The organism is Micromonospora sp. NPDC049139, from assembly GCF_055586845.1.
Genome location: NZ_JBVJHK010000032.1, coordinates 41,367 through 55,269, shown reverse-complemented (window position 1 = coordinate 55,269; position 13,903 = coordinate 41,367). Strand labels below are relative to the sequence as shown.

General features: G+C 67.7%; 6 protein-coding genes and 1 pseudogene. 4 read left to right on the top strand and 3 right to left on the bottom strand.

The annotated features are described in order from the left end of the window. Positions 1 to 228: 228 nt before the first annotated feature. The gene (locus tag ACZ6Q9_RS32280) at positions 229 to 2,283 is read right to left on the bottom strand and encodes a zinc-ribbon domain-containing protein (RefSeq protein ID WP_466021466.1); all 2,055 of its coding nucleotides are present in this window, start codon (positions 2,281 to 2,283) and stop codon (positions 229 to 231) included. A gap of 123 nt (positions 2,284 to 2,406) precedes the next feature. Continuing rightward, positions 2,407 to 3,000, bottom strand: a pseudogene (locus tag ACZ6Q9_RS32275) (zinc-ribbon domain-containing protein); the annotation flags it as partial. 905 nt (positions 3,001 to 3,905) lie between these two features. Here ACZ6Q9_RS32275 and ACZ6Q9_RS32270 point away from each other — a divergent pair. From ACZ6Q9_RS32270 to ACZ6Q9_RS32255, 4 genes are all read left to right on the top strand, one after another. After that, complete coding sequence (locus tag ACZ6Q9_RS32270; RefSeq protein WP_396830929.1) at positions 3,906 to 5,183, top strand: helix-turn-helix domain-containing protein; 1,278 nt, start codon at positions 3,906 to 3,908, stop codon at positions 5,181 to 5,183. Between the two features lie 69 nt (positions 5,184 to 5,252). Continuing rightward, positions 5,253 to 6,491, top strand: a complete 1,239-nt coding sequence (locus ACZ6Q9_RS32265) for a restriction endonuclease-related protein (RefSeq protein ID WP_396830931.1) — start codon at positions 5,253 to 5,255, stop codon at positions 6,489 to 6,491. Then, positions 6,488 to 9,832, top strand: a complete 3,345-nt coding sequence (locus ACZ6Q9_RS32260; protein ID WP_396830933.1) for a hypothetical protein — start codon at positions 6,488 to 6,490, stop codon at positions 9,830 to 9,832. The genes ACZ6Q9_RS32265 and ACZ6Q9_RS32260 overlap by 4 nt, the downstream gene beginning before the upstream one ends. Then, complete coding sequence (locus ACZ6Q9_RS32255) at positions 9,829 to 12,645, top strand: RNaseH domain-containing protein (protein ID WP_396830935.1); 2,817 nt, start codon at positions 9,829 to 9,831, stop codon at positions 12,643 to 12,645. The genes ACZ6Q9_RS32260 and ACZ6Q9_RS32255 overlap by 4 nt, the downstream gene beginning before the upstream one ends. Positions 12,646 to 12,718: 73 nt before the next feature. On the opposite strand, the gene ACZ6Q9_RS32250 is transcribed toward ACZ6Q9_RS32255, so the two are convergent. Further along, positions 12,719 to 13,870: a TIGR02679 domain-containing protein gene (locus ACZ6Q9_RS32250; protein WP_396830937.1), complete on the bottom strand. Its 1,152-nt coding sequence runs from the start codon at positions 13,868 to 13,870 to the stop codon at positions 12,719 to 12,721. Positions 13,871 to 13,903: the final 33 nt, after the last annotated feature.

Here is a 13,903-nt window from a genome sequence, read left to right as displayed (position 1 = left end):
TCCGGCATCGCCAACCTCCACAACATCATCCTCGCCGGCTGACCGCCGACCCCGTCCCAGGCAACGCCTTCACCCGGTTACGAGACGTCCCTTAGCCGATGAGTACGCGAGAACGGTCTTTTGAACGCGGATGGAGATGAGACATGAGCACGTCCGGCCGTCAGATCCGGTCGTTGCTGATCGCGTTCTACTGCACGGGTGCGGCGATACCCGCGCGACCGGCCGCCCTCAGAAGAGTAGAAGCGCGTCGAACTGGGGCCCTTCGTCCTTGCTGGCGATGACACCACGCCTGCCGCTCCTCAAGCGGCGGCACCCTCTGCAGCCCTGCCGCTGGATCCGGGCTGAGACCTTCGTCTCCCACTCCTTCGACCCGCAGCAGGGGCAGTGCCACCGGCAGCGGTCGCCGGACCCCGGGCGGAGCCGATCAGGCCCCCGATCAGGGTGGTCCAGGTTCGCCAGGAAGGTGCTCGCGATCTCGGGATGTAGGTCGGCCAGCGATCCACCGGGCGAAGGCTGCTGGCGGGACGCGGTGCGCCGGCGGATGCCGCACGGCTGGCAGCCACGCCCGGAGGTGCGGGTGACAACGGGCGCCACCCACTCGTGCGTACAGTCTGGGCATCGCCAGAGCACCCGGATGGTCGACCCGCGAGCCAGATCGAGCAGCTCGATGTCGCGGGCCTTGTCGACGTCGAGGATGCGCACGGCCTGGGTGAGCAGCTCGGGAGCGACGTCGCGGACCCGGAGTTCTGCTCGGCTCAGACGAGTCTGGTAGGAGCGTTCCCGCCGGGAGCACTCCGGGCAGCCGGTGTTGCGCTGGGCTCGGCTGACCACTCGGGTGCGCCAGACGTGCCGGCAGGTCCGGCACTGCCAGACGCACCGGTCCGCGGAGCCGGGAAGCAGCCACTGCGCGCCCATTTCCGGGCGCGTCAGGTTCTCGACCAGTTCGCTTGCCAGTTCGGGGAACAAGATGGCCAGGCTCTCGCCGGGTGGTGTGTTCTGGAACGTCTTCCACTCCTCGCGTGCTGCGGCGAGGCATGCGGCGATCCGGTCGACGGACAGGGGCGGGCACGGCACGGACTGCGACCGCAGCCACTCCGCGAGGACCAGAAACCACTCCGTCGCGTCCTTGCTGCCCGCGACCACGGTCTCCCCCGGAACCGGCGGCGTGCCGGGCTGCCGAACCCGCACATAGCGCACGCCCAGCTTGGCCATGACCTCGGATTTGCGCAGGTCCCGGGCGTGAGCAGTGGCGCCGGCGTGCCACTGGGCCGGGTCCAGGTCGATGTAGATTTCGGCCGAGGGCAGGAAGAGGTCCAGCCGCTCCGCCGAGCGCCGGCCGCCGTCGAGGCGGACGTCGACTTCCACCTCGTCGCCCGTCGCGGCCGCCAGCAGGTGGGCGAGCTCCAGTTCGAGGAGGCTTCGACCGCGGCGGCGGCACCGGCCGCAGCCGTAGTCCGGTGATTTCGCGCGGTCGCGCACGTGCGCCTGGAATAGCGCACCGCACCGGCAGCGCCAAGAGCAGAGGGCGCCGGCGCGCGGGTACAGCGTCGCCGGTCCGTGCCCGGGCCAAGAGAGGTTCGCCACGAAGGACGAGGCGACCTCCGGCATGAGCGTGGCGAGCGACTTCTTCTCGGGGGCGACCCGACTGGCGACGCCCCGAGCGAGGTACGCGCATGCAGCACAGAGCAGCCGGGTCGCGTGAGTGACGACGGAGCGTTCGAAGTGCCGGGAACACTCTGGGCAGCGCCAGACGCAGATGTCGTTGGTCCCCGCGGTGAAGCTCTGCGGGTCCCGACCAGGGTGGGACTTGTTGGCGACGAACGTGGCGGCCTGCTCCGGATGCGTGCTGCTGAACGAAGCGGCTTCGCCGGGGTCCCGCAGCAGCTCGCCCGCCCGACGGCGCCCGCAGGGCGGGCAGCCGCGGCCAGCGGTCCGATTCGTCACGGTGGACACCCACTCGTGCGCACAGTCGCCGCAGCGCCATAAGCATCGGTCGACCGAGTTCGGACGGAGGAGGGCGGGGCCGCGCTCGGGACGCCGCTGGTTGGCGACGAACTGGGCCGCGATCTCTGGGTACAGGTCAGCGAGCGATCGGCCGGGCTGCGGTGCGCCGCCCATCAACTCGGCGCATCGAGGGCAGGGCCGGCCGGCACCGACCACGTTCAACACCGTCTGCTCCCACTCGTGATCGCAGGCGCTGCACCGCCATCGGCACCGGTCGGTCGCGGATTTCGGCAGGGAGTCGGGGGTGCGGTGCGGATGGGTGAGGTTGCGGACGAACATGTCGGCGACTGTGGGGTGGGTAGTGCGAAGTGGTGCAGTGGTCGGCGGCCGACGGTTCGCGGCCCGGCATCGTGGGCAGACGCTCCCGGCGACCCGGAGCCGGACTCTCGTGTGCCAGGTGTTGCTGCAGGCGCAGCGCCACCAGGCCACCTTGTCGGAGCGGACGCTCACCTCGGCCACCGGCGCCTGCTCGGCCGGGTCCTCCCAGCGCAGGAAAAACTCGACGATCTCCGGGCACGTGTCCCCGACCCGGTTGGCCACCCGCCGGGAGTTGGCGTCGGACCGGCGCTTGCCCGCGCACGGCTTGCAACCGCCGCCCCCGGACCCGGTCCGCCGCGAGATCGGGCCTACCCAGGAGTGGCCGCAGGCCGAGCAGCGCCATCGCACCTCGGCCGAGGACTGGGCGCTGATCGTCTCGGGTGTGGCGGCGGGGTAGGTCAGGCACTCCAGCCACTCCTCGACCAGCTCCGGCATGACTTCCCCCAGGCTACGGCCCGGCTCCGGCGTGTCGGCCTTACGTCGCAGACGGCGCCGGCAAGTCTTGCAGCCAGGTGCCGCTCGCACCCGCACCGCGGCGGCCTGCCACCACTCGAGCCCACAGGTCGCGCACCTCCACCGGGCCTTGCGGTTCGAGCCCCGGGGAAGGTCGCCCAAAGCCCCCGTCCAACTCTCGACCTCAAGCAGTTCTGGCAGGAGATCCGGATGGGCGCTCGCCACTGTCTCCCGGGTCTTGGCAGCCACGCCGGCATCATCCCAGCCGAGTACGACATTTTCCGGATGCCTCAGCGGCTGAAGCCGCCCGCTGCCGCAGACTCAACGGATTCATGCGAGAGCTGGCTATGGCGGATGAACTGGACTCCACCGGGACGGCCATAACTGGCCCCACCGCAGCCTGATCTCGCCGCGCATCAAGTGACGGTGCGTGACGGTCGCGGCCGCTGGCGCCGTCACGTGGAGCTGCAAGCTCATGGCACCCCTCTGGGTCAAGCTGCAAGCTCATGGCACCCCTCTGGGTCAAGAGGCGGCGGCGAGGGTTGTTCTGGGCTGGGGTACGGGGTTTGGGTCGGCCGCGCTGGATTGCAGAGTCGCCCCCGCGTGTCCTCCGGACCCGTCCTGACCAGCTTCGCGTCGGCCACCATCTGCCGGTAGAGGATGTCGGACAGACGCCGTTTCAGTGCCCGTAGGGCCTCCATCGAAGTTTTGCCCGCAGCCAGTCTGCGCCGGTAGTAGCGGCGCCCTTCGATGTCACGGCGCAGCTGGACGATGGCCATGATGTGCAGGGCCCGGTCGATGTGGGACCTGCAGCTAGGACGCTTCCCGTCATCAGCCGCAACTGCGGCATCCAGCCCCACTTCTGACTTGGCCGAGTCGAACTGACGGTCGCCACACCGAACGCCCAAGCGGCTCTTCTGAGCTACGAGCCCTGCGATCACGGCTGCTCGACTAGTCGGCACATCCGTGCGAGGATCAAACATATGTTCGATACTTCGTGGCAGCGATTCGGTGGGCAGTCCGGGCTAGGTCACCTGCAGTCTGGCTTGTAACGGGTTATCGTCGCAGGTGGAGACGGTTGCGATGGCTATGAAGGCTATGTCTGCGGATGTCGGACTGACGTGGGCCGAATGACGGCGGTTATCGGCGCCGACATGAACGCGCCTGCGGCTCGTCGGCTGATTCCGGGGGCGCTGGCCGCACGGCGATTGACGTGTGGCTTGTCGCGGCGCGATGCGGCCGCACGCGCAAGCCTGTCCGCCCGGGAGGTCTTCCTCTACGAGGAAGGTTTGCTCGCGCCGACTCCGGCTGAGCTGGAGCGTCTGGCCGAGGCAGTGAGTTGCCGCCCTGATGAGCTGATCGACATCGTGCCAGGCCAGGAGAGACTTGCCGATTTGCGGTTTTTGATCGGGCTGACGCTGGCCCGTGCATCGGAGTTGTTGGGGGCGTCTCACGCTGGTCAGGAATTGCGTGTGTCGGCTGAGGCGCTGTCTGCGCTCGAATGCGGTGAGCCGATGGCCGGGCAGGGTTGGGCTGAGCCTGTGATGACCGGTCGCCTCCTGCCGCCGCTGGCCAAGATCTACGGGGTGCCGACCCGGATGGTTCTGGATGCGTGGATGCGTACCCGACCGGCGGATCCTGCGCCGGTGGTGGAAAGCGGAGGCCGCAGCGGCCCGTCTCGAGCCGCGGTCGAGGCATGGGCGTCGCTCAATGAGCGCCAGCGTGTGTATCTGGGCGAGATCATGCGCGACGACCGAATGACCGAGACCGAGATGTGGATGCGCCGGCTGCAGCGGTTACCGGTGCCGCCGGCCGCCGAGTGGCGTCAGCTGCCGCTGGCCCTGAAGTCGGCGTCGTCAGAGACGGGTTATACGCGTCTACAGGAGCGGCTGCGCCGACGTGGGGTTCATGACCCGGGCGCCGGCCGGACGTTGCACGCCCTTGCCCGGCGGGGCCTGGTAATCGTGATTGAGGACGTCATCGATCATCCTGTTGCCGGTGAGGTCGCCCGGGTTGCCGTCAAGATCACCCGACGCGGACGGGCTGCGGCACGGGCGGGCCTAGATGAGGCTGCCGATCTGGATCACGAGCCGCATCTATTGTCGGAGTGGTTGTGGGGCGTATTGGTCCGGGTCGCGGCGGCCGAGCCCGACGGTCTGCCAGAGGATCGGCTGGCGGGCAGGTCTTTGTTTTTTCTTGGCGTCGGTTATCGCAACGCGGCCGGTGGTCCGCCCAGCAGAGGGCTGATCGAGGCGGTGCCCGTGCTAGCTCCTGGCGGGACGCATGTGGCGGAGTTCCGGTGGCGGTTGACTGATCTCGGCCGACGTCATGTCGTCGAATTCACGGGCACCTATCGTCAGCGGTATCCGCGCGTAGACTGCAGCGGACTCGAAAGCCTCGTCGTCTGATTTCTGACACCGGCCCCGATCGCTTCCGGGGCCCGTTCTTGTCAGAGGGTGGGTCTAACATCCGCCCTCGTGGCCCATGCTGTCGATGACGATGCCCGCATGCTAAGTGATCTTCATGTTCGCTACCTAGTGACCAGGGCAGCCCTGCACGCCGCGAAGGCTCTCACTGCTGCCGGGTGGAAGCCGGCGCGACGGCTGGAGACCTTGATGGAATGCCACGGCATCGTGCTTGCTGCCCGCGGCCCGGGAAGCCCGCTGCCGTTCGGGCGTTTCCGCGAGGCGCTTTCGGGTGATCTCGCGCAACTGCTGCCCGACGACGTAGAGCCAGTCGACCTCAAGGGATTGTTCGTCATGGATCAGGACGGGCAGGTCACGGAGGACGCCTTCGATCTGGACTTCGAGCAGCGGATGCTGCTGCACACTCTGCGCAAGCTCGATCGCAGCACGGACATGCTCGGAAGCGTGCGGGAGCTGCGGGAGGAGGTCGAGCAGGAAACGGTGTACCTGGCGCTGAGTAAACAGGGCGTTCAATCTGTCTACGAGAACGGGCGTGAGGATCTGATCCGATATCCGTCCGGGCTCACCGACGGGCTGGCGGACTTGCGGCTGCCACCGACCGTGGTCGAGTTCTACACCGACATCCCGTACGCCTCGACTCACCAGGGCTGGTGGTACGCGTGCCCGATCTGTCGATGGCCGATGCGGCTGGCGCTGGGCAAGAGCGCCGGTGCGCTGGTGGGGTCGGCCCGATGCTGGCACACCCCGCACGCTGACATGGGGGCCTCCTACCTGTTCCGTCCGAGCGATGACGGTTCTGCTGCCGAACTTCTTCCCGAACCACACCCGGACCGTCCAGCTGGCCGCGAAGCGGTGCTGTTTCCCGACATCGACGCTATTCCCCAGCCGATGCCGGCGGAGAACCACAAGGCGCTGGCGAGGGGCATCTGGCGATATACCACGGTGCCAGGGATTCCGGAGCTGGCGCTGCGGGACCGGCTGGTCGAACGCGGGCTGAGGGTGGACCTGTGGCCGGCCCTGGACGCCTACGACCTGCTGGTGAAGATCCCCGGCACAAAGACATCCTTCAAGGTCGACGTCAAGGACTACACGTCGGCGACTACGCTCGCGAGCCTCATCCATGCGCAGGAGGGTGACCGCGGCGGTGCCGAATGGCTCGTGGTCCCGGACTACCGGGCCGGGCAGGTCCCGCTGTTGTCCGGGGTGTGCCACCAGTACGGCATGAAGGTGACGACCGCCTCGGCCTTCGGCGAGATGGTCTGCAAGCAAGCGGGGGTGAGGTGGGCATGAGCGAACCGACCGTGCAGGCCAGCGTGGTGCACGCCGCCCTGGCACTGGCAGCCCACTACTTCCCGCGCCGTATCCCCGGTGATGCGCGTGATGCCGCCGGGTTCGCAGACGCTGCGTTCATGCTGTCCGGCAAATACACGGTGTGGGATCGCTGGAACAGTCTCGCCCACGACGAGAAGCAGCGGATCGCGTTGGTCGGATCGATCGCCCCGGCTGACCTGGCGGAGTATCGCGCCTTCTCGGTCGCCGCCCGCACCGTCCTCGCCCCATCAGATCCGGACGAGGACGGCGAACAGGCACCCATTGCGGCCTTCGAGCTCGCCGGGAACAACCCGTTCAAGGCAGACGCCGCGTTTCCTCGTGTGGGCGGGAACCTGCTGGACTACGTCGATCGTCAGACCGCCCGGTTCCGGCGCCCCAGCGCCCGCCCGAAGCCGCCGGACTTCGCGGGCCCGGGAACGTGGAGTACCCCCACGATCTATGTCAAGGACGGCGGTCAGATCCACGGGCGAGTGCGGATCCCCCGGTATCCGCACTTCACCGAACCGTTCGCCCTCGACCGGCTGCCGCACGTCTCGACCGTCCCGTACGAGCCTGAGCTGCAGATTCCCACGCATGAGCTCCTGACGCTGGCCGCCCAGATCGATGAACGCTTCCCGCAGGACAAGCGGTTCCTGCACACCACGCTCACCGGCCTGTTCGAGGTGCTGCAGACCACCGACGTCGTCTCGCCCCGCGAAGTCTTGACACTGTCGGCCGTCGGCCTGGAGATCTTCCACGCGCCCACCGGTACCGGCAAAAGCGTGCTGGTCCGTGTCGTGGCCAGCTGGTTCGCCCTGCGGAACCTGCGCCTCACCATCGTGCAGCCCGACATCAAGTCCTGCCTGGCCATGACGTGGAATATTCGCAACGACCTGGCCTACCTGCAGACGAAGCAAGTCCTGGACCACGCGCCTAGGTGCGCACATCTGATGTCCTCCCGCAGCATGTACGAGCGGGCCGTCAAGCACGTGTCGCTGATCGACGAGGACCCCGAGTCGCCTGGAGACTGGGGGCTACGCGGAGAACGCGACATCGACCCGCTCGCCTACGGATGCGCGCAGCGGGAATTCACCGAGGCCACCGGCGACTACCCGCCCGGACGAGAGCCCTGCCTCTCGCTCAGCCGTCAGGGCGTCGGGGTCTCGGCCTGCCCGTGGATCCCGACTTGTGGCAAATTCACCCCGGCCTACGAGGCGTGCGACGCGAACGTGGTCGTCATGAACCACTTCCTCTTCCTGCAGGGCACCCTGCGGATCGGCGTCAATCTCGATGGCCGCCCCGTGTACACCTTGACGGCCGCCGAGTTCGCGCTGCGCACCTGCCATGCCGTGCTCATCGACGAAGTGGATCAGTTCCAGTCGAGGGCCATCGAACGCTGCGCCAGCGACGTGAAATTGCACTCGCGCCGTCACTGGACATCGACCCCGCAGGAAATCGACACTGACGCGAAACGGCTGCCCATCGACGACGAGAACATGCTGCTCCCGTCGGTCAGCCACGTCCGGCTCATGGCCGAGTTCCTGCTGCTGAGCATCTGCCGCAATGCGCTCACTCTGCACGCCGCCGAGGATCAGCGCGCCGAGGAACGCATCCCTGACCAGACCAGCAGCCGCTGGCACATGTCCCGTGGCCGCGACCGCACGCTGGCCCGACTGCTCTGGCCTGATCTCGACATCGGCGACGCAGGCATCCCCAGCCAGATCGTGGAACGACTCAACGCACTGATGCCCGAGCGCTACCAGCACGCCGACCGGCACGGCCGCGCGAGCGGCGCGCTCGAACCGGTATGGGCGGACGTCCAACGGGGCCTGAGCGCACTGGTAGGACCCCGCGGCGAGAGCCTGCTCGACGCGGTCAAGCTCGAACTGCACGAGTTGTTGGGTGACGTCATCAAGGACGGGCACCGCCGAGCTCAGATCATCAACCTGCTGGCGACCCGCGCGGTGATGATCGAACTCGACGAGGCCCTGGCCGAGGTCCGCAAGAACGCACAGCGCTTCCGGTCGTCCGGGTTGCGCTCCGCCCAAAAAATCATCGAACAGCTGCAGAACTCGGCGATCACCTCAGTGATGCCGATCGGAATGCTCGGCCGCTCCCTGACCGGCTACCGGGTTACCGGCCTCGACGACAAGCAGAAGAGCGCCGAACTGGTAGCCCAGACCATCGGGGGTGACCCGCACCTGTTCACCGCCGAACTCGGCGGGATCGTCTCGCTGAGCCTTGCCGGAACGCAACGGCCGGTCATGGGGCTGTCCGCGACCGCGTTCTTCCCACAGGCCGTCCGCGAGCACGTCCACGCCCCGGTCCGCTGGTGGATGACCGACGCACAAGCTCGCTCCATCCGCGCTCGAAAACGCCGTATCGACTACGGCAAAGGGCATCCACTGTTCGGCGAACCGATCAAAGTCTCAGGTCTGCACGCCAGCCGTAAACGCGACGCTCTGATCGAACTCGGCGACCAGCTGTACGACCGGCACATTCGCCGGGAGCTGGAACGGGCCGCTCGCGAGGATCGCGACCGCGCCCACGTGCTTGTCGTCGCGAACTCCTACGCGCAGTGCGCCTGGCTCGCCCGCGGCATCTCGCAGTCCGGCCACTACCGCTCCGGGCTGTGCGTGGCCGTGCGCGCCGAGGATCGGCACAGCCTCAACCCAGATCTGCCCCGCGAGAACCTCGCCGTCCGGTTGACCCAGGAAGAGTTCGAAACCTTCCCGGACCGGGGCAACATCTTGGTTGTGCCGCTGTCGCTAATCGCGCGTGGCCTCAACATCGTCAAGGGCATCCGCTCTGCGGTACGGTCGGTGTATCTGTGCGTGCGGCCCTTGGCGCTGCTCAATGAGCCGTCCGAGATGTACGGGAGCATCAACGCGGCTGGCATGCGGGCTCTTCCGGCCGGCGGAAGCAGCGATCCCGTCGCTGCGCTCGCGGGTGCGCGCGACGCGGCGTGGGAGCGGCTGAGACTGTTGCTGCGCTCGGCCAGCCAGTTCACCTCCATGCAGAAGTCCCTGCAGGAGGAAGTCGTCGCAGGCATGATCGTCGACCTCATCCAGCTCGCCGGACGGGCGCGCCGTGGCGGCACCGAAGCCGTCCTGCACATGGTCGACTTCGCCTTTCACGAGGACACCTGGAGCGCGGACCTCGACACCATTCTGCGCCGTATCCACGCCAAATGGCCGCCCGACGTGCGTAAACAGATGAACGCCCTGTACGGCGAAGCGCTCAACGCGTTCCTGTCGTACGCCGGCATCGACCCCAACGAGCCCACCATGCTGGACGCTTTTCGAGAAGAGGACGAGTGACCCGACACCGCCGCGAGCCCGGACGCTATCTCGACACGCTCGCGTACCGCTGCACCCCCGACCTCGTCGGCGGCGACCTCGTGTACCTGAGGCATCTGGACGCCGAGACACGCACCCTGTGGGAGAACTTCGACCGCGCCTGCCAGAGGCGGTACGGCAACGACTCGGCGCAGGCCCCGTACTCGATCGCCACCACCGTGCTCAGCGTGCTCACCGGCGGATACGTCTACTTCGAACCCGGCGGGCCCCAGCCTTTCCTCGCATCACGGGAACGGATCGACGACAAGCTCCTTTGCCGGGTGTTCACCCTCACGTACGGCCTGGCCCAGGGCACAGCGATCCACGAGATCGACCTGCGCCAGCCGCCACAACTGGCGCAGAAGATCGCCGGCACCCCGGAGACCGCGACCTACCTCGCCGAGCACATCCGACCCCAGACCGGCACCCAGCCGACCGCCCCGAACTGGGTGTTCCGCACCATCGCCTGGGGTCTGGCGCAAAAGCTAGCCGGCCCCTGGGCAGTCTCCGACAGCCGCAGCATCCCGCTGCGGCCGGATGTCACCGGCGGGCTGATCGCCCTCGACGACCCTTGGGAGAACGACCAAGGCGGCCGGTACGCCCTGTCACGTACCGCTCTCACCCTACAGACGCTGCCGAACATCGCCACCCCCGTGCTCATGGTGACCTCCCGGGTTACCCGCATCTCGGATTCGCTGATCTACAGCAGGACGGTGCTGGCGGTCCAGCCGGGTGACAACCACCCGATCCTCGAAGTTGGCTTGCACGGCGGCGGCGGAGCCCGCACGATCAGCCGATACGCGGTCGAGGCACTCGGACGCCTCAAGATGGACTACTCCATCCTGCAGGCCATCGCGACCCGCTCGCAGTCCGAACAGCGCATGCGCGCCGAAGCCATCGCCGAGGCCGGCAAGGACCGCAAGCCCACCCTGAAGTTTTCCCGTGAACGCCCCGACCAGATCTGGCCCGTGCTGCCCAAGAGCCGCCCATTCCCCATCGGCGTCGGCACGGGCATGCACCACCTGCGGGTCCTCAATCAGCACATTCTAGGCCGGTTCGAGGGCCGGGCCGAACCACTCGTCGCCCGCGCCACCGCCATGGCTCTGCCGCACCGCCCGACTGACCCCGAGAAGGTGTCCAAGGCGGAGATGGACCGCCGTAAGGCCGAACGTGAAGCCACCGGGTCGAAAGAAGCTTTGCGCGGCAAGGGCAGCGCGTTTCCTGAACCCGCCTCCATCGCCGCTGCAGTCAAGGCGGCCGGCTTCACTAAGCTGCGCCTGGTCTGCCTCTGGTACCGCGATGAAACCCGGCTGCGGATGATCGCCGCCCTCGCCAAGACGTACGGCCTCGACATCAAGGGTCTTGACCCACACGACGGCCAGGAGATCGATCTCTTCGGCGGGACGATCACCGCGGTCTTCCACCTCTCGGCGGGCTTTCTGGCGCACGGTAGCCCGAACGGCCGGACAAAGGCTTTGAAACCGGCCGCAGCGGCACTCGACGCCAGCGGCGGTGTCCTGATCGGTGCTTGGTGCGAAACCCACATCCCCACCGTCGACGACCTGCCGGGCCTCAAACCGGCCGAACTGCAGGACGCGGACGCGAAGCCACAGACCAAGACGATCCTGGCCGGCAAGGACATCGCCAGCCAATACCTGCTCGGGAAGAACGCCAACGGCATCATCCAGCCGAAGGACCCCGACCACCCGGCCGAGATGGCGCTGCTCGACCTCTATCGTTCCCTTGGCATCATCGATGACCGCATCGCCAAGGCCCTGCGGCCTGAGGCGCGACACGCGGCGTACGGGGCTGACCGCATCGCGCACGTCGGCTTCCATATCCGCCAGCAGAACAAACGCAAGGGTGAGAAGAGCTCACCCAGAACGGTCGTGACCGCAACCGCATTGATCCCGCCGACGGCGCCGGGCGACGTGTGGCAACTGTTCGGCTGGAGTTCGACCGTCGCTTCCTGGCAGCCCTACCGTTCAGCCCAGAACCAGTTCCACGAGACCGAATACCCACAGGAGAGCGGCGGCAAGAAGTCGTACCGTCAGCGCTGGGACGACGTCGGCACCGTGATCGAGCAGGCACTGCAAGACCTCGTCGAGGAGCTCGACGGGCGGCCGTACATCGTCACCGTCGACGAGGACGGCGCCCGCCGCATCTGGGACGGGTTGCAGAACAGCAAGCAGGGCAGCCGACCAGATGCACGGAAAAGCAAGTACTGGCTGCCGGGCTACAGCCTCCAGGACGATGAACGGCCCGACGCGGTCATCCGCCTCAACATCGCCGACGATAGAGTGCCTCCGCCGATCGCCTACACCCGCGTGCTCAGCTCACGAGACGCCGTAACGGAAGGCGAGACGACCAACGCTCTATACGAGATCGAGACGGACTTCAGCACCCCGGTATGGGTCCTGTGCAACGTGCCCCGCAATTACGACGGCGGCAACTCGGGTCGGCTCGGCGCTAAGTACACCAGGTGGGACGCGAAACGCTCCGTCATCTCCGAGAACCGCGAAGAACGCCGCAAGAGCGAGATGCCCGAGCCGTGGTACTCGATGACCGCTACCGAGATCTTCCCCATCGCCCTTAACGACCGCGTGTCTCATGAGGCACTCGCGGTCGCCACCGCTCAACTCTGTCACCAGACCCTGTATTGGTCCGGCCGTGCCCGCTACCCAGTCGCACTGCACGCCGCCATCCAGATGGACGAGGACCATCCTCAATATCGCCGCACAGCACAGTCGCCCAACGAGGAAGAGGACAGCTCGGCCCTGACCGTCGACGAGTAGCGCGTGGCCCTGCGGACCATCCAGATCATGTAGTGATGCCCGGCGGGTAGGGCTGCGCGGGCCCGCCTCACGGTCAGATCAGTCCATTCGAGCAAGCAGAGCCCGGGACGCGGCCAGGATCATCTGTCGTACGCGTGGCAGCGACGCTGAGTGCCGGGGTCAGGTCGGTGATCAGCGCGTCCAGGCGGGCCTCCTCGTACACACCGTCGACGTCCGTGAGCCATTCGGTGGCGCCGGGGAGAGAGAGCATTTCCGTGAGGAACCGATGGCCGGCGTCGTCCCTATCGGCAGTTACCAGCAGCCGCACGCCGGCGCCGGCCAGGCCGCGCAGGAGTGTCCAGGCCGCCGACGATGGCCGGCCGTAGATGCACACCAGCGGCAGACAGGTCTGGCCGAGACGCTCGGCAGCAGCTTCCGCTACTGCCGGGTTCTCGCAGACCCGAACCATGTCCACGTCCGGGCAGGGTGCCCATTCGCCGCGTAGTGACCGGCTGGTCAGCCACACTGGCTCGCCGCACCCGGCGGCCGCAGCCGCGATCCTCGTTGCCGGCGCGGTCCCGGTGAGCGGGAGGTTGAGGACCAGGACGGTGGCGGACACTTCGTCGCAGCTGACCCCGTGTGCGGCCCACACCTGCCGCCACCGGGCTGCGCCGAGCGCCGTGTCAGCGGCGGCTGCGGCGTCGGCGGGTAGGGCGGTGGCGGCCGCGAGTAGGCGGGCGGCGATCCGGCCCAGCTCGGTGTCGCGGTCCAGCCGGTGAGGGTCGACGAAGAGGCTGTTCGCCACCTCCGCCAGGGGTCGGCCGGTGCCGGGCAGCGTCTGCCACAGCCTTGTAAGGTCAGCGGCTCGGCTGGTGGCCAGGTCCGGGCTAGGGCGTTCAAGCCATCGCCGAGTCCGGGCCAGTTCCACTGCGTGCGTGGGCAGCCCGGCTTTGTCGAGGGTGGTATAGGCGGATTCGATGGTGGCGGCCGCCAGCGCGGCGGCCTGCTCCCTGCGGCCGCGGACGTCGACGATTGGGCCGCCGGTGCGGGTCAGTAGGTCGAGCAGGTCGTCACCGGCGCGGGTCAGCGCGACCCGCAGCTTGCCTAGGGTGATCGGCCGGCCGGATGTTTCCCAGTCCAGGCCGAGGATCCGACCGACCTGCGCCCGTTCGGGCTCGGTCAGGGCTACACGGACGGTGACCCCGGTTCCTGTGCGGTGCTCTTCCAACAGCCTGCGGACTGCCATGAGTACCTTCTGCGGGCCGGCCTGAGCCGCCCA